The organism is Brevundimonas sp., from assembly GCF_965279155.1.
Classification (GTDB): Bacteria; Pseudomonadota; Alphaproteobacteria; order Caulobacterales; family Caulobacteraceae; genus Brevundimonas.
This window is the reverse complement of sequence record NZ_OZ257138.1, coordinates 1,982,260-2,008,216: the sequence shown is the minus strand read 5'-3', so window position 1 is coordinate 2,008,216 and position 25,957 is coordinate 1,982,260. Positions and strand designations below refer to the sequence as shown.

General features: G+C 67.9%; 22 protein-coding genes. 13 read left to right on the top strand and 9 right to left on the bottom strand.

The window, feature by feature from the left end:
• Positions 1 to 36 precede the first annotated feature (36 nt).
• The 4 genes from mtgA to ACQY72_RS09625 all read right to left on the bottom strand — a co-directional run bounded on the left by mtgA (position 37) and on the right by ACQY72_RS09625 (position 3,404).
• The gene (gene mtgA / locus ACQY72_RS09640) at positions 37 to 732 is read right to left on the bottom strand and encodes a monofunctional biosynthetic peptidoglycan transglycosylase (RefSeq protein ID WP_428153254.1); all 696 of its coding nucleotides are present in this window, start codon (positions 730 to 732) and stop codon (positions 37 to 39) included.
• Positions 732 to 1,697, bottom strand: a complete 966-nt coding sequence (locus tag ACQY72_RS09635) for a WD40 repeat domain-containing protein (protein WP_428153252.1) — start codon at positions 1,695 to 1,697, stop codon at positions 732 to 734. The genes mtgA and ACQY72_RS09635 overlap by 1 nt, the downstream gene beginning before the upstream one ends.
• Positions 1,698 to 1,937: 240 nt before the next feature.
• Positions 1,938 to 2,876, bottom strand: coding sequence for a pirin family protein (locus ACQY72_RS09630; protein WP_428153250.1), 939 nt, complete (start codon positions 2,874 to 2,876; stop codon positions 1,938 to 1,940).
• 39 nt (positions 2,877 to 2,915) lie between these two features.
• Complete coding sequence (locus ACQY72_RS09625) at positions 2,916 to 3,404, bottom strand: Lrp/AsnC family transcriptional regulator (protein WP_135194232.1); 489 nt, start codon at positions 3,402 to 3,404, stop codon at positions 2,916 to 2,918.
• A 148-nt stretch (positions 3,405 to 3,552) separates the two neighbouring features.
• Here ACQY72_RS09625 and ACQY72_RS09620 point away from each other — a divergent pair, with 148 nt between their 5' ends.
• The 4 genes from ACQY72_RS09620 (at position 3,553) to lpdA (ending at position 9,212) form a co-directional block, all read left to right on the top strand.
• Positions 3,553 to 4,800 carry a thiamine pyrophosphate-dependent enzyme gene (locus tag ACQY72_RS09620; RefSeq protein ID WP_428153248.1) on the top strand — a complete coding sequence of 416 codons (1,248 nt, stop codon included), beginning with the start codon at positions 3,553 to 3,555 and terminating at the stop codon, positions 4,798 to 4,800.
• Between the two features lie 2 nt (positions 4,801 to 4,802).
• Positions 4,803 to 5,927, top strand: coding sequence for an alpha-ketoacid dehydrogenase subunit beta (locus ACQY72_RS09615; RefSeq protein WP_428153247.1), 1,125 nt, complete (start codon positions 4,803 to 4,805; stop codon positions 5,925 to 5,927).
• Between the two features lies 1 nt (position 5,928).
• A complete protein-coding gene (locus ACQY72_RS09610; RefSeq protein ID WP_428153245.1) occupies positions 5,929 to 7,641 on the top strand; it encodes a 2-oxo acid dehydrogenase subunit E2 in 1,713 nt (570 codons plus the stop codon).
• Positions 7,642 to 7,817: 176 nt separating this feature from the next.
• Positions 7,818 to 9,212 carry a dihydrolipoyl dehydrogenase gene (gene lpdA / locus ACQY72_RS09605; protein ID WP_428153244.1) on the top strand — a complete coding sequence of 465 codons (1,395 nt, stop codon included), beginning with the start codon at positions 7,818 to 7,820 and terminating at the stop codon, positions 9,210 to 9,212.
• Between the two features lie 140 nt (positions 9,213 to 9,352).
• On the opposite strand, the gene ACQY72_RS09600 is transcribed toward lpdA, so the two are convergent.
• Positions 9,353 to 10,150, bottom strand: a complete 798-nt coding sequence (locus ACQY72_RS09600; RefSeq protein WP_428153243.1) for an SDR family NAD(P)-dependent oxidoreductase — start codon at positions 10,148 to 10,150, stop codon at positions 9,353 to 9,355.
• Between the two features lie 7 nt (positions 10,151 to 10,157).
• Positions 10,158 to 10,628 carry an Rrf2 family transcriptional regulator gene (locus tag ACQY72_RS09595; protein ID WP_428153242.1) on the bottom strand — a complete coding sequence of 157 codons (471 nt, stop codon included), beginning with the start codon at positions 10,626 to 10,628 and terminating at the stop codon, positions 10,158 to 10,160.
• Between the two features lie 168 nt (positions 10,629 to 10,796).
• Between ACQY72_RS09595 and ACQY72_RS09590 the strand changes: the two genes are divergently transcribed.
• Positions 10,797 to 12,773, top strand: coding sequence for a potassium transporter Kup (locus tag ACQY72_RS09590; protein ID WP_428153241.1), 1,977 nt, complete (start codon positions 10,797 to 10,799; stop codon positions 12,771 to 12,773).
• A 47-nt stretch (positions 12,774 to 12,820) separates the two neighbouring features.
• Positions 12,821 to 14,161, top strand: a complete 1,341-nt coding sequence (locus ACQY72_RS09585) for an RsmB/NOP family class I SAM-dependent RNA methyltransferase (RefSeq protein WP_428153239.1) — start codon at positions 12,821 to 12,823, stop codon at positions 14,159 to 14,161.
• Here the strand turns inward: ACQY72_RS09585 and rhuM are convergent.
• Positions 14,158 to 15,210 (bottom strand): RhuM family protein, encoded by a 1,053-nt coding sequence (gene rhuM, locus ACQY72_RS09580; RefSeq protein WP_428153238.1) that lies wholly within the window; start codon positions 15,208 to 15,210, stop codon positions 14,158 to 14,160. The genes ACQY72_RS09585 and rhuM overlap by 4 nt on opposite strands.
• 102 nt (positions 15,211 to 15,312) lie before the next feature.
• On the opposite strand from rhuM, the gene rpe reads away from it, so the two are divergent.
• The 5 genes from rpe to ACQY72_RS09555 all read left to right on the top strand — a co-directional run bounded on the left by rpe (position 15,313) and on the right by ACQY72_RS09555 (position 22,878).
• Positions 15,313 to 15,990: a ribulose-phosphate 3-epimerase gene (gene rpe / locus ACQY72_RS09575; RefSeq protein ID WP_428153237.1), complete on the top strand. Its 678-nt coding sequence runs from the start codon at positions 15,313 to 15,315 to the stop codon at positions 15,988 to 15,990.
• Entirely contained in the window at positions 15,987 to 17,825 is a 1,839-nt protein-coding gene (locus tag ACQY72_RS09570) for a heparinase II/III family protein (protein ID WP_428153236.1), read from the top strand. The genes rpe and ACQY72_RS09570 overlap by 4 nt, the downstream gene beginning before the upstream one ends.
• An 80-nt stretch (positions 17,826 to 17,905) precedes the next feature.
• Positions 17,906 to 19,510, top strand: coding sequence for a bifunctional phosphoribosylaminoimidazolecarboxamide formyltransferase/IMP cyclohydrolase (gene purH, locus ACQY72_RS09565; protein WP_428153235.1), 1,605 nt, complete (start codon positions 17,906 to 17,908; stop codon positions 19,508 to 19,510).
• Positions 19,511 to 19,650: 140 nt separating this feature from the next.
• The gene (locus ACQY72_RS09560; protein WP_428153234.1) at positions 19,651 to 20,550 is read left to right on the top strand and encodes a dienelactone hydrolase family protein; all 900 of its coding nucleotides are present in this window, start codon (positions 19,651 to 19,653) and stop codon (positions 20,548 to 20,550) included.
• 243 nt (positions 20,551 to 20,793) lie between these two features.
• On the top strand, positions 20,794 to 22,878 hold the full coding sequence (locus tag ACQY72_RS09555; protein ID WP_428153233.1) for a S8 family peptidase: 2,085 nt from the start codon (positions 20,794 to 20,796) through the stop codon (positions 22,876 to 22,878).
• 25 nt (positions 22,879 to 22,903) lie between these two features.
• Here the strand turns inward: ACQY72_RS09555 and grpE are convergent, their stop codons facing one another.
• Together grpE and hrcA are read right to left on the bottom strand one after the other, a co-directional pair.
• Entirely contained in the window at positions 22,904 to 23,476 is a 573-nt protein-coding gene (grpE, locus tag ACQY72_RS09550) for a nucleotide exchange factor GrpE (protein ID WP_428156693.1), read from the bottom strand.
• A gap of 65 nt (positions 23,477 to 23,541) precedes the next feature.
• Positions 23,542 to 24,636 carry a heat-inducible transcriptional repressor HrcA gene (hrcA, locus tag ACQY72_RS09545; protein WP_428156692.1) on the bottom strand — a complete coding sequence of 365 codons (1,095 nt, stop codon included), beginning with the start codon at positions 24,634 to 24,636 and terminating at the stop codon, positions 23,542 to 23,544.
• A gap of 67 nt (positions 24,637 to 24,703) precedes the next feature.
• Here hrcA and rph point away from each other — a divergent pair, with 67 nt between their 5' ends.
• Positions 24,704 to 25,429 carry a ribonuclease PH gene (gene rph, locus ACQY72_RS09540; RefSeq protein ID WP_372691551.1) on the top strand — a complete coding sequence of 242 codons (726 nt, stop codon included), beginning with the start codon at positions 24,704 to 24,706 and terminating at the stop codon, positions 25,427 to 25,429.
• Positions 25,430 to 25,493: 64 nt separating this feature from the next.
• A complete protein-coding gene (locus tag ACQY72_RS09535; protein ID WP_428153232.1) occupies positions 25,494 to 25,955 on the top strand; it encodes a hypothetical protein in 462 nt (153 codons plus the stop codon).
• Positions 25,956 to 25,957 lie beyond the last annotated feature (2 nt).

Below are 25,957 nucleotides of genomic sequence, written 5' to 3'. Positions count from 1 at the left end.
GAAGCCTCAAGGGGAAGGGTTAACCAGGCTTTGGCGTCAGTCCCGGCCGACGACGCAGGCGTTCAGCCCTTCGTTGCGCACCGTGCCCATGGCCGCCTGGACGCGCGACGCCCTTCGGCGGACATAGGGACCGGGCGCCGCCGCCTGGTAACGGCGCGGGGCGGGCAGGATGGCGGCCAGACGCGCCGCCTCGCGCGGGCTCAGGTCGCGGGCGTCCTTGCCGAACCAGTGGCGCGAGGCGGCCTGGGCGCCATAGACGCCGGGCGCCCATTCCACCACATTTAGATAGACCTCCATGATCCGGCGCTTGGACCAGACCGTCTCGATCAGGACGGTGTAGCCCGCCTCCAGCCCCTTGCGGACCCAGTCGCGGCCCGGCCACAGGAAGACGTTCTTGGCCGTCTGCTGGCTGATGGTGGAACCGCCCCGAATGCGTCCGCCCTCGGCGTTATGATCCAGCGCCTTCTGGATCGCCTCCATGTCGAAGCCGTGGTGGCTGCAGAAGCGAGCGTCCTCGGCGGCGATGGCGGCATTGACCAGGTTGGGGGAAATCTGGTTCAGGCCGCGCCACTGGTAATCCATGCCCTCGCCGCGGGCGAGCTGGCGTAGCATCAGTATGGTCGGCGGCGGCGGCACGGCGGCGACGATCAGCACCCCGGCGACCGGGAACAGGGCCAGGATCAGAAGGGCGGTCAGCACGACCCGACGCCAGCTCTTGCGACCCTTGGCCATCAGAGAATGATCACGCCGGCGGCGCCGTCCTCGTCGGCCCAGGCGACCTTGTCGATGGCAGGGCTGAGCGACAGGGCGACGATGGCCGGCCCCTTCTCGGCCTTGACGAAGTTCAGCCCTTGGGCGGCTGGATGCGCCACCCAGACCCGACCGTCGGTCAGGCCGGCAGCCAGCAGCCCCTGATCGGCGCGGGCCGAGACCAGATTGACCAGGGTCGTGTCGTCATAGCCGATCTCGGTCGCCTCGCGGCCCATCGGTCCGTTCGATCCGATGAAAGGCCACAGCACCGCGCCCTGTGCGCCCGAGGTCGCCATCAGCTGACCATTGGCCAGGAAGGCCATCGAACGCACCTTGCCCGGATAGCCGCCCATGCGCAGGTTCTTGGCGTCCTTGATGCGCCAGCCGTGCATCTGGTTGTCCCGCATGGTGGTGACGACGAAGGCGCCGTCAGGCGAGAAGGCGACGCCGGTGTGCGATCCGGCCCAGGCCAGCTTAACCGGCTGCTGCTTTTCGATCCGCGCATACCACAGCGCCGCCCCGCCGTAGGTCGAGGTCGCGATGCGCCGGCCCTTGGGCTCGAAGGCGACGCCGGAGACGGTGCGCTCGTGCTCGAAGTCGCGGCGGAAACCGACATCGTTGGGATCGATCACCGACAGGGTGCGGCCGAAGGAGAAGGCGATCAGGCCCGAGGCCGGCGAGGCGTCGATGGCGTCGATCCACTGGTTTTTAGCTGTGGCCAGGACGACCGGATCCTCGTCGCGGCGGCTCCAGACGACCTTGCCGTCGTCTCCGCCGGTGACGATCCCGTGGCCGGACGGATGGACGCAGGCGCACAGCACGGCGCCGTCATGGGCCTCGACCCGCGTCCGGTCCTCGAACCGAACGGAGCCGTCGCCGAGGGCGAAGACGGCGCCGGCGTTGTCGAACAGGGCGGCGGTGACCTGGGCGTCGAAATCGAAGTTCATGGCGCAGGCGTTAGCGGGTTGCGAAGGCGGGGGCAAATGGGGCGGGGATCGCGCTGGCTTCTCCCTCCCCGTTCCGGGGAGGGTTGTCGCGCAGCGACGGGGTGGGGCGGCCCGGCAGGGACGCACGGGCTTTGAGGCAAGACAAATCTGTGGCGCGTTGCCCTGCCGGCCCCACCCGGTCTCGCCTTCGGCTCGACCACCCTCCCCCGCAGGGGGAGGGAGAAAGTCAGTGCTTTGCCCCTAGACCGGGTCGGTCGGCTTGGGTTCCACCGGTGCGGGCGCGGCCTGGGCCTTGGCGGGTTCGTCGGGCAGGGGGATGAACTCCAGGTCGTCGGCGTGGGGCAGGCTCATGCGGCCGGCCTTCCAGTCGGCCTTGGCCTGGTCGATGCGAGCCTGGCTGGAGGCGACGAAGTTCCACCAGATCAGCCGTTCGCCTACCGGTTCTCCGCCCAGCACCATGACGGTTGATTGGACCAGGGCCTTGACGGTCGGTTCGGCCGTCAGCTCCAGCACGATCATCTGACCCTCGTGGAAGGTGCGGTCGCCGACCTCGATGGCGCCCTTGGCCACATAGAGGGCGCGCTCGCTCATGCCGCCCGCCCCCTTGCCGGACGGCGGGGCGGTGCGGACGCCGGGCTGAAGCTCCCAGTGGATGTAGAACAACGGCGACGACACCGGCACGGCCGCCTTGGCGCCATACGCCTCGCCCGCCACCAGACGTGCGAACAGGCCGCCGTTCTCGTATGCGGGTTGTGCGTCCTCGCCCAGGTGGTGGAAGGCCGGATCGATCTCTTCGGCATCGTCGGGCAGGGCGACCCAGGCCTGCATCCCGTGCATCGGCCCGCCGGTGCTCTTTCTCAGCGGATCGGTGCGTTCGGAATGGACGATGCCCTTGCCGGCCGTCATCCAGTTGACCTCGCCCGGTCGGATCGCCTGATCGTAGCCGAGGTTGTCGTGGTGCATGATCTCGCCCTCGAACAGATAGGTCAGGGTCGACAGGCCGATATGCGGATGCGGCCGCACGTCGATGGCCGTGGCGCCTGGCGCGAATTCGACAGGCCCCATCTGGTCCAGGAAGATGAACGGCCCGACCATCCGGCGTGAATGGAAGGGCAGGACGCGCCCGACTTCGAACCCACCCAGGTCCTTGCGGCGCGCGTCGATCACCAGTTCGATCATGACTTTGGTCCCTTGGCGAACGCAGTCGCCTGAGACCTCTTATCCGACGTGAGGCGTGATGATGCCAAGAGGCAGGGCGGTCACATTCTTCACGCCGCGCGTGACGATGTGGCTTTCGCAGTCCGAGACGATGCCCAGGGCCAGCAGCTTCTCGCGCAGGAACAGGTCGAAGGCGTGCATGTCCGAAGTAATGATGCGCAGCACATAATCCTCGCGCCCCGTGATGGTGGCGCACTGGACCACCTCCGGCCATTTGGCCACGGCGGCTTCGAACAGGTTCAGATTGTCGGCGGAAGGCAGCATCAGCTTGACGATGGCGTAGACCTCGAAGTCCAGGCCCAGCAGCTGCGCGTTCAGCAGGGTGACCCGCTTGGTGATCAGGCCGGAATCTTCCAGCCGCTTGATCCGCCGCCAGCAGGGCGAGGCCGACAGTCCGACGCGATCCGCGACCTCCGCGACCGACAGCCCGGCGTCTTGCTGCAGGATATCCAGGATGCGGGCGTCGATGGGGTCGAGTTCGTCGGCCAATGCGTTTCTCCGATTATGATTATCGCGAAATAAAATACCCGATATCGGGATTGTGCAAGGTCAATTTGAGCGAGCACCTGCTTAGGGGCCGTGTTATCACACGTCCAGAGGAAACACGGACGGACCCCGAATGGATATGGACGCCCGCATGAACGACGAAAACGTGAAAAAGAACAGTCAGCCCCTGTCATTGCGCGTGCCGGAACCGTCCGGCCGACCCGGCGATGCGCCGGACTTCAGCCACCTGCTGATGGACCCCGCTGGCGTGGTCGAACGGCCCGAGGTCGGATCGACGCCGTACGAGATGCGCGATCTCGCCTTCCGCCTGATTCGGGTGTTGGACGACGAAGGAAACGCCGTCGGGCCGTGGAACCCGCGCCTGGACGCCGAGACGCTGCGTCGCGGTCTCAAGGCCATGATCCTGACCCGCGCCTTCGACGACCGGATGCACCGCGCCCACCGCCAGGGCAAGACTAGCTTCTATATGAAGTGCACCGGCGAAGAGGCCATCGCGGTCGCCCAGGGCATGATCCTGAGCCGCGAGGACATGGGCTTTCCGACCTATCGCCAGCAGGGTCTGCTGATCGCGCGCGGCTATCCGTTGGTCGAGATGATGAACCAGATCTATTCGAACGCGGCGGACCCGATCAAAGGCCGCCAGCTGCCGATCATGTATTCGGCCAAGGACTATGGCTTCTTCACCATCAGCGGCAATCTGGGCACGCAGGTGCCCCAGGCCGTCGGCTGGGCCATGGCCAGCGCCTATAAGGGCGACGACAAGATCGCCATCAGCTGGATCGGCGACGGCGCCACGGCCGAGGGCGACTTCCACAACGCCCTGACCTTCGCCTCCGTCTATCGCGCCCCAGTCATCCTGAACGTCGTCAATAACCAGTGGGCCATTTCGTCCTTCCAGGGCATCGCCGGCGGGCTGGAGACCACCTTCGCCTCCAAGGCTATCGGCTATGGCCTGCCGGCCCTGCGCGTGGACGGAAACGACTTCCTGGCGGTCTGGGCGGCGACCCAGTGGGCCGAGGAACGCGCGCGCTCGAACCAGGGGGCGACGGTGATCGAACTGTTCACCTATCGCGGCGCACCGCACTCGACCTCCGACGATCCCAGCCGCTATCGCCCCGGCGACGAGCACGAGAAATGGCCGCTGGGCGATCCGCTGGAACGGCTGCGTCAGCACCTGACCGTAATCGGCGAATGGGACGACGAACGTCATGCCACGGCCCTGCGCGAGGCGGTCGAACAGGTCCGCGCTGCCGGCAAAGAATCCGAGGCCATCGGCACCCTGGGTCAGTCGCGCCCCAGCGTGAAGACGATGTTCGAAGAGGTCTATGCGACCGAAGACTGGCGGCTGATCGAACAGCGCCGCGAGGTGGGGGTCTGACCATGGCTGAGCAAACCACCTTCACCGACGCCGATCGCAACGACGGCGTCGAGCCGGACATGGTCGACCAGAACGCAGCCCCCGCCTCGCAGGCGACGGGCTCGGGCGTCGTGCCGATGAACATGATCCAGGCCCTGAACTCGGCCATCGACGTCAAGATGAGCGAGGATTCCAACGTCCTGTCGTTCGGCGAGGACGCGGGCTATTTCGGCGGGGTCTTCCGCGTCACCGACAAGCTGCAGCAGAAGCACGGCCTGACCCGCAGCTTCGATGCCCCGATCAGCGAATGCGGCATCGTCGCCGCCGCCATCGGCATGGGCGCCTATGGTCTGCGCCCCGTCGTCGAGATCCAGTTCGCCGACTACATCTATCCCGCCTACGACCAGATCGTCTCCGAAGCGGCCAAGATGCGCTATCGCTCGGGCGGTCAGTTCACCAGCCCCATCGTGGTGCGTTCGCCCTATGGCGGCGGCATCTTCGGCGGCCAGACCCACAGTCAGTCGCCGGAAAGCCTGTTCACCCATATCGCAGGCCTGAAGGTCATCATTCCCAGCAATCCCTATGACGCCAAGGGCCTGCTGACGGCGGCCATCGAGGACGACGATCCGGTCGTCTTCTTCGAGCCCAAACGCCTCTACAACGGCCCGTTCGACGGCTGGCACGAGAAGCCGGTCTCGCCGTGGAAGGCCCAGGACCTGGCCCAGGTCCCGACCGGCAAATATGTCGAGCCTATCGGCAAGGCGCGCATCATGCGCGAAGGCGCCGACGTCACCATCCTGGCCTATGGCACCATGGTCTGGGTCGCTCTGGCCGGCGCCGAACATGCGGGCGTGGACGCCGAGGTCATCGACCTGCGCACCCTGGTGCCGCTGGACATCGAGACCATTGAGGCCAGCGTGAAGAAGACCGGCCGCTGCGTCATCGTGCACGAGGCGCCCAAGACTTCGGGCTTCGGCGGCGAACTGTCGGCCCTGGTTCAGGAGCGCTGCTTCTATCATCTGGAGGCGCCGATCGCTCGTGTGACCGGCTGGGACACGCCCTATCCCCATGCTTTCGAATGGGAATATTTCCCCGGGCCGCAACGGGTCGCAGACGCCTTGAAGAGCGTCATGACGGGAGGTCGTTAAGATGGGTCGTTTCGTCTTCAAACTGCCCGACGTGGGCGAAGGCACCGCCGAGGCTGAACTGGTCGGCTGGCACGTCAAGGTCGGCGACATGGTCGCCGAAGACCAGATCGTCGCCGACATCATGACTGACAAGGCCACGGTCGAGATCACAGCCCCGGTCAGCGGCAAGGTCGTCGCTCTGCATGGCGAACCCGGCGCGATGGTGCCGGTGCGCGGACCCCTGGTGGAGTTCGAGGTCGAGGGGGCGGGGAATGCGGATGAAGCGCAAAACCCCTCCGTCTCTTCGCTGCGCTCCGAGCCACCTCCCCCCGCTTCGCGGGGGGAGGAGACAGTGGCGGCATCGTCTCCTCCCCACGTCAGTGGGGAGGGGGACCGCGCGAAGCGGGGTGGAGGGGCTCTTGACGCCCCCCAGACCCCGACCGGCAACTACATCTTCAAACTGCCTGACGTCGGCGAAGGCACGGCCGAGGCCGAACTGGTCGGTTGGCACGTCAAGGTCGGGGATACGGTCGAGGAAGACCAGATCATCGCAGACATCATGACCGACAAGGCGACCGTCGAGATCACCTCGCCGGTCGCCGGAACGGTCGTCGCCATCTACGGCGAAGCGGGCAAGTCGGTGCCGGTCGGCGGGCCTCTGGTCGCGTTCGATGTCGAGGGCCGGGGCAATGTCTCGACGCCCGTCGCGGCGTCGAAACCGGCTCCAAAACCGGCAGAGAATTCGACGACGGTTTCCGCTGCGACTTCGACGACTCGGGGTGCGATTTCGACGACTTCGACGACGACACCGTCCAAGCCTGTCCCCGCCCTGACCGGCCGCACCCCCGGCGAGCGGCCGTCCGCCTCGCCGGCCGTTCGCAACCGCGCCCGCGACCTGGGCGTGGACCTGACCTTCGTGCCCGGATCCGGCCCGGCCGGGCGGATCACGCACGAGGATCTGGACGGCTTCATTGCGCGCGGTGGTTCGCAGCCGGCGTCGGCCCCGTCCGGCGGCGGCTCGACCTACGCCAAGGCCGAAGGAACCACCGAGGTCCGCATCATCGGCCTGCGCCGCAAGATCGCGGAGAAGATGGCCGAGAGCGTGCGCCGCATCCCCCACATCACCTATGTGGAGGAGATCGACGTCACGGCGCTGGAGGAGCTTCGCGCCCACCTGAACGCGACGAAGCAAAAGGACCAGCCCAAGCTGAACCTGCTGCCCTTCATCGCTCGCGCCATCGTCGTCGCCCTGCGCGACCAGCCGCAGATCAACGCCACCTATGACGACGAGGCGGGCGTCCTGACCCAGCACGCTCCGGTCCATCTGGGCATCGCCGCCCAGACGCCGAACGGCCTGATGGTGCCGGTGGTCCGCCACGCCGAGGCGCGCGATCCTTACGATACGGCGCTGGAGATCGCCCGCGTCTCGGGCGCGGCCAAGGACGGTTCGGCCAAGCGCGAGGAACTGTCGGGCTCGACCATCACCATCACCTCGCTGGGCACGTTGGGCGGGGTGGTCCACACCCCGATCATCAACCACCCCGAGGTCGCCATCGTCGGCCCCAACAAGATCGCCGAAAGGGTCGTGGTCCGCGACGGCCAGATGGTCGTGCGCAAGATGATGAACCTGTCGTCCAGCTTCGATCACCGTATCGTCGATGGCCACGATGCGGCGGTGTTCGTGCAGCGGATCAAGGGCCTGCTGGAACACCCCGCGACCTTGTGGATAGGCTAGACGACGCCCTTCTCCCGTTGGGAGAAGGTGGCCCGAAGGGCCGGATGAGGGTTCTGCCGGTGGGCCAGTCCGCACCGTCCGACCCTCACCCTTTCGCGCAAGAACGACGCCGGGGCGTCGTGCGCTCAAGCCCTCTCCCAATGGGAGAGGGTCGGCAGGATGAGACGGAACGAACGATGCAACAGCTCAAGACCAAAGTCCTGATCATCGGCGCGGGCACGGGCGGCTATGTCGCCGGCATCCGGTGCGGCCAGTTGGGCCTGGACACCGTGCTGGTGGACGGCGGCGACGGTCTCGGCGGCACCTGCCTGAACGTCGGCTGCATTCCGTCCAAGGCCATCATCCATGCGGCGGGTAAGTTCGAGACGGTGGCCAAGGCGGCCGGCGGCGGGACGCTGGGGATCACGGCGGCGGCGCCCGCCATCGACCTGAAGCAGACGGTCGAGTGGAAGGACGGCATCGTCCGTAAGCTGAACGCCGGGGTCGCGGCCCTGCTGAAGAAGGCCAAGGTGAAGGTCATCAAGGGCTGGGCCGAGTTCGCCGACGCCAAGACCTGCGTGGTGAAGACCGATGACGGCGAGATCCGCATCACCGCCGAACACGTCATCCTGGCTACCGGCTCAGAGCCGGTCGAACTGCCCTTCCTGCCGTTCGGCGGGGACGTGATTTCCTCGACCGAGGCGCTGAGCCTGTCGGAGGTGCCCAAGAAGCTGGTCGTGGTCGGCGGCGGCTATATCGGGCTGGAACTGGGCATCGCCTTCAGGAAGCTGGGCGCCGAGGTGGCCATCGTCGAAATGGCCGAGCGGATTCTGCCGCTCTACGACAAGGCCCTGACCGATCCGGTCGCCAAATGGCTGGAGAAGCATGGGGTCGAGCTGCACCTGGGCGCACGCGCCGGAGGGTTTGGCGACGGCAAACTGTCGATCACGACCAGGGACGGCGAGCCGCTGCAACTAAACGCCGACAAGGTGCTGGTCACCGTCGGCCGCCGTCCGCGCACCCAGGGTTGGGGTCTGGACAACATGGGCGTGGCCATGGCGGGGCCGTTCGTGAAGATCGACCAGCGCTGCGCCACCAGCATGAAGAATGTCTGGGCCGTCGGCGACCTGACCGGCGAACCGATGCTGGCCCACAAGGGCTCGGCCCAGGGCGAGGTGGTCGCGGAGATCATCGCCGGCCATGACCGCGTGTTCGATCCGGTCACCATCGCCGCCGTCTGCTTTACCGAGCCGGAAATCGTCTCGGCCGGTCTGGGGCCGAACGATGTCGCGGGCCGCGACGACGTGATCCAGTCCGTCTTCCCCTTCGCCGCCATCGGCCGCGCCCTGGCCATCGAGGCGGGCGAGGACGGCGGCTTCGTCCGTGTGCTCGCATCCAAGTCCGATCACCGAATCCTGGGCATCCAGGCGGTGGGCCAGCATGTGTCGGAACTGTCCAACAGCTTCGCCCAGATGATGGAGATGGGGGCGGTGCTGGAGGATGTGGCGGGAACGATCCACGTCCACCCGACCCTGGGCGAGGCCTTCCACGAGGCGTCGCTGCGCGCGTTGGGGCACGCGATTCATATTTGACATTGACCGTCACCCTCGGGCTTGTCCCGAGGGCCCACAGCTGACTAGTCACTAGCCGTTGTGGGTGTGCGACATTCCAAAAACTGTGGGACGGAAAAGTGGGTCCTCGGGACAAGCCCGAGGATGACGGGGATGGGGGTCTACAGCCGCTCCAGCCGCTTCGCGTGGTTAGCCACCATGCGTAGCGCCAGGCTGTCCGGCAGGAAGCGGGCCAGGCCGGCCATGATGTTGTTCATGACGCCGGGCGTGACGCTGGGGCGGTTCGCCTCGCAGGCGTCGTAGCCGATCTGCGCCACGCGCGCGGCGTCCATCCACATCCAGGCCGGATAGGCGCTGGACACCTGGTTTCGCGAACCGTTGACGTCGTGGAACTCGGTCAGGGTGTAGCCGGGGTTCAGGACCGTGACGTGGACGCCGGTCCCCAGCGTTTCCAGATACAGCCCCTGCGACGCCTTGATCAGGAAGCTCTTGATCGGCCCATACAGGGTGTCGCCGCCGGTCGCCGGCATCTGGCCGGCGAGAGACGCCACGTTCAGCACGCGGCCAAAGCCGCGCTGGATCATGCCGGGCAGCAGCAGGCGAGACAGCTCGACCGGCGCGGTCAGCATGACCTGGATCATGGCCCGGTGGGCGCCGAGGTCCGTGTCGAGAAAGCCGGTGACGCGGCTGAAGCCGGCATTGTTGACCAGGCCGTCAACGGTCAGGCCGTGGTCTGCGATGGTCGCGACCAGCCGTTCGGGCGCCGCAGGATCGGACAGGTCTTCGGGGATGACAGTCGCGGTCGCGCCGTGCGCGGCGGTCAGTTCGTCGGCCAGAGCCTGAAGCGGGCCTTCACGACGCGCGGTCAGGATCAGGTTCCAGCCCTCGGCCGCATAGGTTCGAGCGAGAGCCGCGCCGATGCCGGCCGAGGCGCCGGTGATCAGGGCGGTTCGGCTCATCCGATCGTCAAGCCGCGACGGGGCACGACTTGTGCGGCGTAAAGGCCGCCAGAGAAATCGGGTTCTCGGCCAACAGGTCCGCGATGGTGATCTTGGACAGGGCCTCGGTCGCGGCCTCGTCGGCGGCGGTCAGGGCCTTGGCCACCTGGCGCGGGATATGTTCGCTGATCGGGCAGCCCTTGGCCCCGGCCGGGGGCGAGCCGATGTGGGCGCAGCCGTTCACGGCCTTCAGCACTTCGTCCAGCCGGATGTCCTCGGGCCGGCGCAGCAGCCACGACCCGCCGGTCGCGCCCGGACGGGTGGCGATCAGCCCGGCCTTGGCCAGCAGAGCCGTCACGCGACGGACCACGACGGGGTTGGTCGGGATCGAGGACGCCAACACCCCGCTGGGTGCGGCCTGCGCAGGTCCATAGGCGCCCTTGTGGGCCATATAGGCCAGGGCGTGGGCGGCGACGGGGAAGCGCTGGCTGTCTGACATGGTTTTGTTCCTGATGTGAAAATAGGCGCTCATGGCCCGAATCACAAATCGATCCGCAGAACGCCGAAACCGAATCCCCCTCGTCACGATTGAAGACCGCGCGGAATGAGCCTAAAGGCTCGCCGCTTTGAAGGGACCGACGCAGCGTCGGAGACCCGGAGGATACGCATGGCCGGGGATACTCCCCACGACGCGAGCGCTCCCTCGCCCGCGTCGAACACGCCGGACACGCCTACCCACGCCACGGGACCCGAGTCCCACGCTCCAGGAGGCCAGGTCGCCAAGCACGGCGGCATGTTTGCCTTGACCCTGGGCGCGATCGGCGTGGTGTTCGGCGATATCGGCACCAGCCCGCTGTACGCCCTGCGCGAAGCGATCGGCCATGCTCAACGCGGCGTAGGCGGGGATCTGGCCGTGGTCGGCGTGGTGTCGCTGGCCTTCTGGGCGCTGATGGTCGTCGTGACGTTCAAATACGTCTTCTTCCTGATGCGCGCCGACAACAAGGGCGAAGGCGGCACCCTGTCTTTGATGGCCCTGGCGCAGTTCGCCGTCGGTCGGCGCAGCGCCTGGATCTTCATCCTGGGCGTCTGCGGCGCGGCGCTGTTTTATGGCGACGGCATCATCACGCCCGCCATTTCGGTGCTGTCGGCGGTCGAGGGGCTACAGGACGCGCCGGGCCTGGCGGGCAAGCTGGACGCCTTCATCGTGCCGATCTCCGCCGGCATCCTCATCGCCCTTTTCATGGTCCAGTCGCGCGGCACGGCCAGCCTGGCCAAATATTTCGGCCCGATCACGGCCGTCTGGTTCCTCAGCCTGGGCGCCCTGGGCCTGGTCCATATCTTCGACGACATCAGCATCCTGCGCGCCCTGTCGCCCTATTACGGCGTCAGCCTGCTGCTGCACGACGGCTTTCTGGGTTTCATCATCCTGGGCAGCGTCTTTTTGGCGGTGACGGGGGCCGAGGCCCTCTATGCCGACATGGGCCATTTCGGAAAGGCGCCGATCCGCATGGGTTGGCTGGCCTTCGTCCTGCCGTGCCTGACGCTGAACTATCTGGGTCAGGGCGCCCTGATCCTGGATAACCCCGCCGCAGCCGAAAATCCGTTCTGGAACATGGTGCCGCAGTTCGCCTATTGGCCCATGCTGATCCTGGCGACGATCTCGACGGTCGTGGCCTCGCAGGCCGTGATCACCGGCGCCTTCTCGGTGACCCAGCAGGCGGTGCAACTGGGCCTTCTGCCTCGCATCGACATCAGGAACACGTCCGAGACCCAGGCCGGCCAGATCTTCGTGCCGGCGGTGAACACCTTCCTGATGATCGGTGTTCTGGTGCTGCTGTTCGTGTTCCAGAGCTCGCACAACCTGACCGCCGCCTATGGCGTTGCGGTGACGGGGACCATGCTGGTCAATACGCTGATGGCCTACTCCGTCATCCGCAAGGGCTGGAAATGGCCGATGTGGGCGGTGGCCGGGACGCTCATCCCGTTCGCCTTCATCGACAGCGTCTTCCTGACTTCCAACCTGCTGAAGATCCCCGACGGGGCCTGGATGCCGCTGGTGCTGGGCGCCTGTCTGGTGGTGATCATGTGGACCTGGGTGCGGGGCACCCAGATCCTGACCGCCAAGACGCGCAAGGACAGCCTGCCGCTGAACGATTTGATCGAGATGCTTCAGGCCCGCCCGCCGCACCGCGCGCCCGGCATGGCGATCTTCCTGACCAGCGACCCCGACGTCGCCCCCGTCGCCCTGATGCACAATCTCAAGCACAACAAGGTGCTGCACGAGAAGAACGTCATCCTGACCGTGCGCACCTCCGAGCGGCCGCGCGTCAAGGAGGCCGACCGGGTCAAGATGGAGCCGATCAACGACGACTTCAAAAAGGTCACGGTCACCTACGGCTTCATGGAGACGCCGAACGTGCCGCGCGCTCTGGGTCTGTGCCGCAAGCAGGGGCTGAAGTTCGACATCATGTCGACCAGCTTCTTCCTGGGCCGGCGCTCGCTGATCCCCTCGGCGCGACAGGGCATGCCGTTGTGGCAGGACCGGCTGTTCATCTTCCTGATGCGCAACGCCGCCAATCCGACCGACTTCTTCCATATTCCCCCCGGCCGCGTGGTCGAGCTGGGCGCGCAGGTGGCCGTATGAGTGCTGAGGGACGAGGCGGACAGAGTTCGCAGGCGCGTGGGCGCCGCATGGCCGTCAAGGGTCGCCCGCGCCCCGCTCCGGCCGTGGACGCCGCCGCCGCCCCGTCCCAGGACGACATCGGCGTCGAGGCCCGCGTGGTCGCCGGCCTCCTGCTGAACGCGGCGCTTGAGAAGCGCAACGGCCTGGACGAGGCCCTGTCCCAGCCCGCCGCCCGCGCGCTGGAGCCCGTGGACCGCGCCTTCGCCCGCGCCGTGGCCATGGCGGCCCTGCGCCGCCTGGGCGAGATCGACCAGATCCTGAACCGCCGCCTCAAGAAGTCGCCGCCCGAGGCCGTCCGCACCCTGATGCGCATCGCCCTGGCCCAGACCCTGGTGCTGGAAACCCCCGCCTTCGCCGCCGTCTCCACGGCGGTGAAACTGGCCGAGCGCGATCCCAAGACCCGGCCCTACAAGAACCTGGTCAACGCCGTGCTGCGCGGCGTGGGCCGTGAAGGCCCCGGTCTGACGACGGCCGAGAGCAATCTGCCCGACTGGATCGCCGCCCGCTGGAAGGCGACCTATGGCGAGGCTGCGCTGGCCGGTCTGGCCCTGGCCGCGCGTGAAGAGCCGGCGACCGATCTCAGCCTGAAGCCCGGCGTCGATCCCGCAGCCGTGGCCGCTGCAGTGGAGGGTGAAGCTCTGGCCGGTGGAACCGTGCGCACCGGCCGTCGTGGCGATGTCGCGTCCTGGCCCGGCTTCGACGACGGGGACTGGTGGGTGCAGGACGCCGCCGCCGCCGTGCCCGGTCGCCTGCTGGACGTGAAATCCGGCGAAACCGCACTGGACATGTGCGCCGCGCCCGGCGGCAAGACCTTGCAACTGGCCGCCGCCGGCGCATCGGTCGTCGCCCTGGACCGTTCGGCCCCGCGCCTGAAGCGCCTGACCCAGAACCTGGAACGCACCGGCCTGACCGCCGAGGTGATCGCCATCCCGGCTGAGGACTGGGAGGACGCCCGCACCTTCGACGCCGTCCTGCTGGACGCCCCCTGCACCGCCACCGGCACCTTCCGCCGCAACCCGGAAGTCCTGCGCGCCACCAAGCCCGCCGAGGTCGCCAAACTGGCCGATGTCCAGCACCGCCTGCTCGACGTCGCCGCCGAACGGGTCAAGCCGGGCGGGCGGATGGTCTATTGCACCTGTTCGCTGGAGCGCGAGGAGGGCGAGACCCAGATCATCGCCTTCCTGCGCCGCAACCCAGCCTTCCGCACCGTCGCCGCCGACCCGGCCGCCCTTGGCGCCCCGCCCGAAGCCCTGACCCCCGAAGGCTGGCTGCGCATCCTGCCCTCCATGTGGGCCGAACACGGCGGTCTCGACGGCTTCTTCGCCGCCAGGCTGGAACGGATCGCCTAGGTTTTTCGAGGTGTGCGTTTCGACGCGGACAGAGCGTCGGCGGCCTTTCGTAGGTCGGCGTACTCCTGCTCAACACTCGCCTTTTCAAGCGATCGTCGTTGGGCGTCGAAAGACTTGTAAGCCGCCTTCGCATGGCGGTCGGCGTCGTCCTTGGACACACGACCGCCGTGTGAAAGAACCACGCGGCCCAACCCTTTCAACTGGGCGTCCAGAAGTTCGGAAGCTTGCGCCATCGTCGTCAGGCGGCCGGTTTCCAACTGGTCTTCAAAGATGGTCAGCAGCAGGTCAGTCAGACGGTTCAACTCGCGGACTTCCGCCGGCGCCAGGAAGTTCTTGGCCACGGTCACGTCGGCCGAAACTATTCGCTCACCCTTCCAGGATCGAAGGCCCATGTCGGCTTCCGCCGCGTCGGCGCGCGTCATCAGCATCTCGGCGGGCGTGTGACTGGTCACCGCGTAGCAGAGCTTGGCCTGGGTGTTCCGGTAGAAGGTGCGCCAGGCGTCCGACCTGGGATCGTAATCCTGGCACAGGCTGCAGATCTGACGGATTTCCGCATAGAGGTTGGCTTCCTCGCTGCGGATGTCGCGAATGATGTCGCGCAGTTCGCGGATGCGATCCTGCTCGCCGCCCGCCTTCATCCGCTCCACATCGATCACGAAGCCGCGCGTGGCGAACCGGATCAGCACGGCGGTGGCCCAGCGACGAAACAGGGTCGCCTGCGCCGAACTGACCCGGTAGCCGACCGAGATCACCATATCGAGGCTGTAGAGGACGCCTGGCCGGCCCCGACCATTTGTTTGCATTTTCTGCAAAGAAATCGACTCGTCGAGTTCGCCCTCCTCCAGAATGCTGCTGATGTGGCGTGAAATCACGGACAAGTCCCGGCCGAACAGGCTCGCGATCTGCGCCTGGCTCATCCACAGCGCATCGCCGTCGAAGCGGATTTCGACCCTGGCTCCGTCATGGGCGCCATAGATCAGGAAGCGGTCGCCGGAGCCGTCCTCGAACACGCGCACGGGCTCGGCGGCAGACGGGTCTTGCATCGACATCAGGACTTCCTGCGCAAGTTTGGCGTGAACAAGAGTAGAACATGTCGGGGCTTCCTCGCCAAGCCGGTTGCTCCCGTCGGCGCCGCGCCTTATCCCGAGGCCATGGCCCTCACCCCTCTGATCTGTCCGTCGATCCTCGCCAGCGATTTCGCGCGGCTGGGTGAAGAAGTCCGCGCGCTGGAGGCGGCGGGCGCCGACTGGATCCACGTCGATGTGATGGACGGGCATTTCGTGCCGAACATCACCCTGGGCCCCGACATCGTGAAGGCGATCCGGCCGCATACGCGCCTGCCGTTCGACGTGCACCTGATGGTCGCGCCGGTCGATCCGTGGCTGGAGGCGTTCCGCGAAGCCGGCGCCGATGTCCTGACCGTCCATCCCGAGAGCGGGCCGCACCTGCACCGCACCCTGGGCCGCATTCGCCAGCTGGGCGCCAAGGCGGGCGTGGTTTTCAATCCGGCGACGCCGCTGTCGATCCTGGAAGAGGTCGTCGATCTGGTCGATCTGGTGCTGATCATGTCGGTCAATCCGGGCTTTGGCGGCCAGAAGTTCATCGACAGTTCGCTGAAGAAGATCGCCGGCGCGCGGGCCATTCTGGACCGGGCCGGTTCGGCGGCGCATCTGCAGGTGGACGGCGGCGTGACCTCGGCCAACGCCGCAGCCTGCGTCGCCGCCGGGGCCGATGCTCTGGTCGCCGGGTCGTTCGTGTTCAAGGGCGATTACGCGACCAATATCGCCGCCCTGAAAGCCGCCCCGGCCACCCCTCAGAACGTGCTGTGAGCCCGCTCGGCCCCTTCGCCCCGCGCGGGCAGGAAACCACGCTGGACGTCGCCTCGGGCCAGATCCCCGGCCTGCCCGGCGCCCCGGTGCGCACGCCGGTGCGCTCGGGCGACACGATCGCGGGGCCAGGCCTGTGGCCCGCCATCGCCGGGCGGGTGGCGACGCGACAGCTGTGGATCGAGCTCTATGGTCTGCCGGGCTATGGACTGACCTTGGGTGGCGGCAAGGTGACGGCCTTCGCCGCCACGCCGCGCGACTTCCGCCCCCACGATCCGGCGCCGGGCCGCAATGTCCTGGCCGGACGCTTCATGCTGGCGGGGGCCTCGATGGAGGTCGAGGCGCCGTCTGATCCGTGGAACCGGCCCAGCCCCTCGCGGCCGTTCGCCGTCGAACTTCACGCCTTCGCCTGGCTGCCGGGCTTGATGGCCCAGGGAGAGCGAGGTGCGCGCGAGGCGCTGCGTCTGACCCTGGCCTGGGCCGACGCCTTCGCGCGGTGGTCGCCTTTCGCCTGGGGGCCGGAAATCTTGGGGCGGCGGGTGGTCAATCTGGCGTGCGGCGCGCGTCGGATGGGCGCCGTCGCCACCGAGGCCGAACGGCTTAAACTGGCCGACAGCCTGGCGCGCCAGACGCGTCAGCTGCTGCGTCCGCCCGGCGGGCTGGCCAGCCGGGCGGAACGGCTGACGGCGGCGGCCATCGGCGGCTGCGTCCTGGCGGGCGCGCCGGGACAGGCCTTGCGTCGTCGCGCGCTGGGGCGGCTGGACGGCGCCTTGAAGGCCACGGTCCAGGACGACGGCGGTCACGCCACGCGCAGTCCCGAGGCGGGGCTTGAGCTTCTGCTCGACTTGCTGACGCTGGACGACGCCCTGTCGCAACTGTCCGAACCGACGCCGGACGGCGTTTCAGCCGCCATCGCGCGGCTGACGCAGGGCTTGCGCCTGCTGACCCTGCCTGACGGCCGTCTGGCCAGCTACCAGGGCGGCGGACCCTCCAGCGCCGAACGCGTCGCGGCGGCCCGCGCCCATGACGACGAGGCCGCCCCGGCCAAGGGCGATCCCGCCCATTCGCCCGCCGGCACGGTCGCCGGCCTGACGCGTATCGCCAGCCCCCTGCTGACCATCATGGCGGATGCGGCCCCGCCGGCGCGCGGCGCGTGGGGCGCGGCCGCCTGCGCCCAGCCGATGGCGCTGGAGATCGCCTGCGGCAAGGACCGACTGGTCACCGGCTCGGGCTGGACCCCGGCTTCGACGGATCGCCAAGCCCTTCGCCTGACGCCCGCCCATTCGACCCTGACCCTGGGCGAACGGTCGCTGAACGAGCCGCTGGGCGGCTGGAAGGGCGACCTGCTGGGCCCGCGCCTGGTCGGGCCGCCGATCCATGTGACCACGGACCTGCGCGACGGCGACGGCGCCGTCTGGCTGGAGATGGAGCACGACGGCTGGAACGAACTGTTCGGCCTGAACCATCAGCGGCGGCTGTATCTCGACCAGCGGCTGGATGAGCTGCGGGCCGAGGAGAAGCTGTTCCCGACGCCGGGCCGCAAGGAGATGGTGCGCCAGATCGCGGCCCCCTACGCCATCCGTTTTCATCTGGAGCCGGGGGTTCAGGCCTCGCTGGCGCGCGACCGCCGCTCGATCCTGCTGCGCGGCGCCTCGGGCCGGGGCTGGTGGTTCAGGACCGACGGCCCCGACGTAGCCATTGAGCCCAGCGTCCACATCGACGCCGGCCTGACGCGCCGCAGCTTGCAGATCGTGGTGCGCGGCTCGGCCCGGACCGACAGCGAGAGCAAGATCCGCTGGAAGCTGAGCCCAGCCGGCGCGAGCGGCGATCCGAGCTGAAACCGTCCGTGGGGTGACGGGGCGACGGATTGGCGCTAGAGGGCGCGCCATCCTCCCCCAGCCTTCACGGACGCCGCCTCATGCCCGCCGCTCCCGACTTTCCGCCCGCGCCCGATCAGGTGAAGCCGCAACGCGCCCTGATCTCCCTGTCCGACAAGGCGGGGCTGGAGGATGCGGCCCGTACCCTGCATGACCTGGGCGTCGAACTGGTCTCGACCGGCGGCACGCGTGCGGCGATCGAGAAACTGGGTCTGCCCGTCAAGGATGTGGCCGACCTTACCGGCTTCCCCGAGATGATGGACGGCCGGGTCAAGACCCTGCACCCCATCGTCCACGGCGGCCTGCTCGGCGTGCGCGATGCGGCCGACCATGCCCAGGCCATGACCGACCACGGCATCGGCGCCATCGATATCGTCTGGATCGACCTCTATCCGTTCGAATCCACCGTCGCGGCTGGCGGATCGTTCGAGGCGGCGGTCGAGAACATCGACATCGGCGGGCCGGCCATGATCCGGTCCGGCTCGAAGAACCACGGCTATGTGTCGGTCGCCGTCGATAGCGAAAGCATCGGCCTGATTCTGGAGGCGCTGAAGGCCGTGGGCTCGACCGACCTCAACTTGCGCAAGCGCCTGGCCGCCCGCGCCTTCGCCCGCACCGCCGCCTATGACGCCGCCGTCTCGGGCTGGTTCGCGAGCCAGGTCGAGGACGTCGCCCCCGCCCGCAAGTCCATCGCCGGGTCGTTGGCCCAGACCCTGCGCTATGGCGAGAACCCGCACCAGACCGGCGCCTTTTATCGCACCGGCGAACGCCGTCCGGGCGTGGCCTATGCGACCCAGGTCCAGGGCAAGGAGCTGGGCTACAACAATATCGCCGACGCCGACGCCGCCTATGAGCTGGTCGCGGAGTTCGAGGCCCCGGCCGTGGTCATCGTCAAACACGCCAACCCCTGCGGCGTCGCCGTGGGCAAGGACCTGTCGGAAGCCTACGCCCGCGCGCTGGAATGCGACGCCGTCTCCGCTTTTGGGGGCGTGATCGCGGTCAACCGCCCGCTGAACGGCGACGACGCCCGCGCCATCACCGGCATTTTCACCGAAGTGGTCATCGCCCCCGGCGCCGACGACGAGGCCAAGGAAGTCTTTGCTTCGAAGAAGAACCTGCGCCTGCTGATCACCGACGGCCTGCCCGATCCGCACGGGCCGGGCGAGGTGTTCCGCTCGGTCGCCGGCGGCTTCCTGATCCAATCTCGCGACCGTTCGCTGATCAAGCCGTCGGACCTGAAGATCGTCACCAAGCGCCAGCCGACGCCGACCGAGATCCAGGACATGCTGTTCGCCTTCACCGTGGCCAAACACGTCAAGTCCAACGCCATCGTCTACGCCAAGGACGGCCAGACCGCCGGCATCGGCGCCGGCCAGATGAACCGCCGCGACAGCGCGCGCATCGCCGCGATCCGCGCCAAGGAGGCGGGCGAGGCCAAGGGTCTGACCCAGTCGCTGGCGGAAGGTTCGGCCTGTGCGTCCGAAGCCTTCTTCCCATTTGCCGACGGTCTGCTGGAAGCGGTCTCGGCCGGCGCCACGGCGGTGATCCAGCCGGGCGGTTCGATGCGCGACGCCGAGGTTATCGCCGCCGCAGACGAGAAGGGCATCGCCATGGCCTTCACTGGCGTGCGGGTCTTCAGGCACTGATGCTGGGAATGAAGCGCGCTACCGCTCGCGACGCGGTCGCTCGCTGCTTGAGCGCTCTTCATTCCGCGTCTTCGTGACTGGACGCGGATAACGGCTGGGGCCACTGTCGATCATCTGACAGATGACCGGAGCCCCCGCCGATGACCGTCCTGATCCGTCCCGAAGGCCAGACCGCCGACGATCTCAAGCTGAGCCGACGAAGCCTGGGGGCGCTTGGGGGGCTGTTGTTCTCCGGATACGCCGTGGCGGCCCTAGCCAAGGAGGCCAAGCCGATCACGACGGACGCGGACGGACTGGCGACCGAGACGGTGACCTATGCCGCGCCCGACGGCTTCGAACTCCCGGCCTATGTGGCGCGGCCGGCAGGCGAGGGGCCCTTCCCGGTCGTCGTCGTGGTGTCCGAGATCTTCGGCGTCCACGAATATATCCGCGACATCTGCCGCCGCCTGGCCAAGCAGGGCTATGCCGCCATCGCACCCGCCTTCTTCAACCGGGTCGAGGATCCCGCGCCCCTGTCGGACATGCAGCGGATCATGCAGATCGTCGGGGCCGCCAACTACGAGCAGGTGATGGGCGACCTGTCGGTGACGCTGGAGTGGGCCAGCCAGCAGTCGTGGGCCAAGGACGGCAAGGTCGGGATCACCGGCTATTGCTGGGGCGGCAAGGTGGTGTGGCAGGCGGCGGCCCGCTTCGCCGCCATCGGCGCCGGCGTGGCTTGGTATGGCCGTCTGGCCCCCGCCGCCGATGCGACGCCGGTGCAGATCTCGTCGGGTCAGCCGTGGCCGGTCGATATCACCGATGACCTCAAGGCGCCGGTGCTGGGCCTGTATGGCGGCAAGGACCAGGGCATTCCGCTGGCCAGCGTGGAGCGTATGCGCGAGGCCCTGGCCCGCGCGGGTCAGACCGGCAGTCAGATCGTCGTCTACCCAGACGCCCAGCACGGTTTCCACGCCGACTACCGCGCCAGCTATTCCGAGACCGACGCCAGGGACGGTTGGTCCAAACTGCTGGCGACCTTCGATAAAGCGTTAAAGAATTAGGGCGTTACTGATGTGAAGGCTGCTGAGGGCGGCCTGAGTGGAGGGTTGGACATGAACGGATTGCGGCGTCGCGGGGCGGTCGTTCTGGGCCTGAGCCTGTTGTTCCTTCCGCTGGCCGCGTGCGGCGGCGGGGGAGGCGGCGGTGGTGGTGGCGGCACGATCACGCCCCCTGTTCCGCCCCCTCCTCCGCCACCTCCTCCTCCTCCTCCTCCGCCACCACCGCCCCCGCCGCCCCCGCCCTCGGTGACATCAAGCGAATATCTGCGGAACTACGGCCTGGCCAATATGAAGGCCCAGGTCGCCTGGCAGGCCGGTGCGACCGGGTCGGGCGTCACCGTGGCCGTCGTCGATTCCGGCATCGCCAACACCCTGCCCGAGCTTGAAGGGCGGATTTCCAGCGCCTCGACCGATGTGGTCGCGGGCCGCAACACCCCCTATGTCGCCTCAAGCAGCCACGGCACACGCGTGTCGGGCGTCATCGCCTCGAACTTCAACGGTTTCGGCACGATCGGCGTGGCCTATCAGTCGACGATCCTGTCGATCCGCACCGACATCTCGGACTGCACGGACAAGAATACCGAGGTCTGTTTCAGCAGTTCGGACCTGGTGCGCGCCCTGGACTACGCCGTCGCCAACGGGGTCAAGATCATCAACATGTCGCTGGGCGGCGACGGGCGGTTGGGCTCGGCGTTCGAGGCGGCGCTGCTGCGCGCCGTCAACGCGGGCGCAGTGATCGTGGCGTCATCCGGCAACGACGGCGAGGCCAATCCCGGCTGGCCTGCGCGCTACGCCATCGACCCCCGGTTCGCTGGCAGCGTGATCGCAGTCGGTTCGCATGGCGCCACCGATTTGATGTCCAGCTTCTCGAACCGGGCGGGCGATACGGCGGCCGGTTATATTTCAGCGCCCGGCGAGGACGTCATCACGGGCTGCGAGGGCACGTCTTGCTGGCGGGTCAATGGGACTTCGTTCTCGGCGCCGCATGTCTCGGGCGCCCTGGCCCTGCTGATGCAGGCCTTCCCCAATCTGACTGCGCGGGCGGCCCTGGCTATTCTGGTCGATACGGCGCGTGATGCAGGTGATCCGGGAACCGACATCGTCTATGGGCGCGGCCTGCTGGACATGGCCGGCGCCTTCCGCCCGGTCGGTACGACCTCCACCCCGATGGCGGACGGAAGCTCCATCGTCACCCTCAGCGAGCCGGGCAGCTTCGTCGGCGCGGCCTTCGGCGACGCCTTCCTGCGTCAGAGTGCGCTGAACACGGTGCTGTACGACGCCTATGACCGGATGTTCGCGGTGCAGTTAGGCGGGGCCTATCCGACGGCGCCCAGCCGATCCTATCAGGCCGCACCGTTCGAACAGAACACCACCGCCACCACCACCCTGGACCTGCCGGGCGGCGGACGGCTGAACCTGATCGCGGCCCAGCCCAGCGCGACGCCCGAACCCGTGGCGCCGCGTCACGACCTCTATGATGCGCCGTGGATGGGCGATGAGCCGCGCCAGGAGGCGATGCTGGACCTGGAAACGGGCCGGATGAACTTCTCGGTCTGGCAGGGCAAGGGCGGGGCTGCTTCGCCGTTCGAAGGCGCGGCCGGCGACGGCTTCGCGTCCCTGGCCCAGGCCGACCATGCGGTGCGCGGGGCTATGCGGTTCGGCGCCGTGACCGTTTCGGCGGAAAGCGGCGGCGGCGACCGCCGCATGCCCCTGCGCCGGGTCGAGGAGGATGCCTCAACCTATAGCCGAGCGGCGATCGGATGGCGAGGCGCGGAAGGCGGTCTGTCATTCAGCGTAGGCGCCCTGGATGAACGTCTTGGGCCCTTGGGCGCCTTCCTGCCCGGCGGGTCGGACTTCGCCTTGCCATCGCGCACCAGCTTCTATGCCGTGGGCGGCGACTGGACGCTGAGGCGGGGTCTGCGACTGATCGGCGAAGCGGGCATGGGTTCGACCCGGATCGAGGGCCGATTCCTGTCGATGGATCAGGCGGCCATCAGCTCGAACTGGCGGCTGGGCCTGCTGACCGGCTGTTCGATGCTGTGCGACCGGATCAGCTTCACCCTGTCGCAGCCGCTGCGGATCGAGAGCGGAACCTTCTCGGCGCTGCTGGCCGATGTGCCGGTCGAATATTTCGATCCCCTGACCTACTCGCGGCGCAGCTTCTCAGCGACGCCCAGCGGTCGTCAGATCGACTTCATCCTGGGCGGCGAGCGCCGGCTCTGGGACGGCTCCAGCATGACGCTTCAGGCCGTGGCCAGCCGCGAGCCGCGCCATGTGGCGGATGCACAGCCCGAGTTCGCCCTGATCGGGGCGTGGCGGCGTCAGTTCTGACCGACGCCGCCCGCTGACCCCTGGATCAGGCCTTGCCGTCGAAGGCCTGACCCTCGGGCGCCTGCGCGGCGCCGTAGGGGTTCTGGGCTTGCGCGCCGGAGCCCTTGGCGGCGACGATGACCATGGCGGGACGGACGGTGCGGCCGAACAGTTCGAAGCCGGACTGCATGGTCTGAAGCACCGATCCGCCGGGCACCGTCTCCGACGGCTGTTCCATCATCGCCTGATGCAGATGCGGGTTGAAGGCCTCGCCGGCTTCTGGCGCGACACGCTTCAGGCCGTTGCTGTCGAAGGCTTGCAGCAGGGCCTTCTGGGTCAGTTCCAGCCCGGTCACCAGGCCGGCGGTGGCGCCCTCTGCGTCCTTGGGCGCGGCCATCAGGGCGCGTTCCAGATTGTCGGCCACGCCCAGCAGGTCCTTGGCGAAGCGCTGGATGGCGAAGGCGCGGGCGTCGTTCTGCTGCGTCTCCGAACGGCGCTTCAGGTTCTCCATCTCGGCGGCGACGCGCAGGGCGCGGTCCTTCCACTCGTCGCGCTCGGCGATGACGGCGTCGAGGGGCGTCAGGTCGTCCCCCCGATTTTCAGAAGGATGGGCGTCCAGGCCGTGTTCGGCGTCGGTCTCGGCCGCATCCAGGGCGTCGAATTCGTCGTTAAGGGGTTTGTCGCTCACTTGTCGTTCCCGTCCAGCATCCGGCCCAGCACCCGGGCGGTATAGTCCACCAACGGAATGACACGGGCGTAGTTCAGTCTTGCAGGCCCTATGACGCCGATGGCGCCCAGAACCCTTTGTCGGCCGCTCATATAGGGCGCCGCGATCACGGCGGAACCCGAAAGTGAAAACAACCGTGTTTCCGCGCCGATGAAAATGCGCACGCCCTGGGCCGCATCGACGCCGTCCAGCAGGCCGATCAGCTGTTCCTTCTGCTCCAGATCGTCGAACAGGACGCGCACCCGTTCTAGGTCCGCCAGTCCCTCGCCGTCCTGTAGCAGGTTGGCGCGGCCGCGCACGATCAGGGCGCGCTCGCGGTCGGGGCCCCCTGACCAGGCGGCGAATCCGTCCTCGACCAGGCGGGCCGCGGTCTGGTCCAGTTCGCGTCGGGCGATTTCCAGCTCATGCGTCATCTCGCGCTTGGCGTCGGCGAAGGGGCGGCCGCGCAGGCGCGCGTTGAGGAAGTTGGAGGCCTCGACCAGGGTGGAGGGTGTGACGCCCGCCGACAGGGCCATGATCCGGTTCTCGACCGTGCCGTCGTCGGCGACGATCACCGCCAGGGCCTGATCCCCGCCCAGGGCGACGAACTCCACATGTTTGACGCCGGAATCGCGCACGGGGCTGGACACCACGCCCGCGCCGCCCGCCAAGCCGGACAAGAGGTTGGACGCCTCGTCCAGAGCGGATTCGAAGTTCCGGCCCCGTCCGGCCAGACGCCCGTCGATCTCGCGTCGCTCCTCCTTGGTCAGGTCGCCGACTTCCAAGAGGCCGTCGACGAACAGACGCAGGCCGGCGTGGGTCGGAATACGGCCTGCTGAGGTATGGGGTGCGGCCAGCAGTCCCGCCAGGGTCAGGTCCTGCATGGTGTTGCGGATCGAGGCGGGTGACAGGGCGATGCCCCCCAGCGACAGGGTGCGCGACCCGACCGGCTCGCCCGTCTCCAGATAGCTCTCGACGATGCGGCGGAAGATATGGCGGGCGCGTGCGTCCAGCCCTGCCAGTCCCGCGAGAGACTGGGCGCCATCGAACGGCGGGGTTTTGGGGGCATACAGGCTCACGGTTTCAGGATAAGCACCGCCGCCTCGGCTTCCAAGGCCAGACTTCCAAGGAGTGCTCTCAATGCGCCATTCGCAACGCACCGACGACCAACTGCGTCCCGTGACCATCGAGACCGGCGTCAACCGCTATGCCGAGGGTTCGTGCCTGATCACCTTCGGCAACACCAAGGTGCTGGTGACCGCCTCGATCGAGGAGAAGGTGCCGGGCTGGATGCGCAACACGGGCCAGGGCTGGGTGACGGCGGAATACGGCATGCTGCCGCGCGCCACCCACACGCGCGGCCGTCGCGAGGCCGCCGCGGGCAAACAGTCGGGTCGCACGCAAGAGATTCAGCGGCTGATCGGCCGCTCCTTACGCGCCGTGGTGGACCTCAAGGCGCTGGGCGAACGTCAGGTGCTGATCGACTGCGACGTCATCCAGGCCGACGGCGGCACGCGCACGGCCTCGATCACCGGCGCCTGGGTCGCCATGAGCCTGGCGCTCAACTATCTGCGCGACGAGGGCGTGCTCAAGGCCGATCCGATCACGGATCAGGTGGCGGCCGTTTCGTGCGGCATCTGCAACGGCGTGCCCGTTCTGGACCTGGATTACGAAGAGGACTCGGAGGCGGAAGCCGATTCCAACTTCGTCCTGACCGGCGCGGGCCAGATCGTCGAGGTCCAGGCCACCGGCGAGAAGCGCGGCTTCTCGCGCGCCGAGTTCGACCGGCTGTTCTCGCTGGCCGAGGTCGGCTGCACCGAACTGTTCGCCTTGCAGAAGGCGGCGCTGGCGGCGGTGAAGCGATAGGGGGTTTCGCCCTCGGCCGCAGGCGGGCATTCTTGTCCGGTTGGTTCTGACCGGAGACAAGTCGATGCGTCGATCCCAATGGCTTTCGCTTGCCGCCTGCGCCGTGCTGATGGCCGGCTGTCAACGCGCCGGCCCGGCGGACTCGCCTGCGTCCGGGGATGCGGCGGCGAACAGCGACGTCATCGATGCGGTTCCGCTGGCGCCTGACGCTCCGCCGCCTGCCGCGCCCGCCAAGCCGGCCGTTGCGGAGAAGGAAACGACCCCGCCGGCCGAGGACCCCGAGGCCAAAATCCCCGAGGGCCCGGACATGCCCGCTCAGCCGGTTCCCGTCAGCGAGGTTCCCTGCCGCGAAGCCATCGGCACCACCGCCTCGGCTCGCCTGGTCGAACGCTGCATCCAGGTCAGCCCGGCGACGCGCCCGCCCTGCAACGCCGCCAACCCTTGCGACCTGATCCAGGGCGAGATCGACCGGTCCTGCAAACTGTGGGAACGCGACGGCGACCCGCCGGCGGCGTGCAAGCCTTAGAG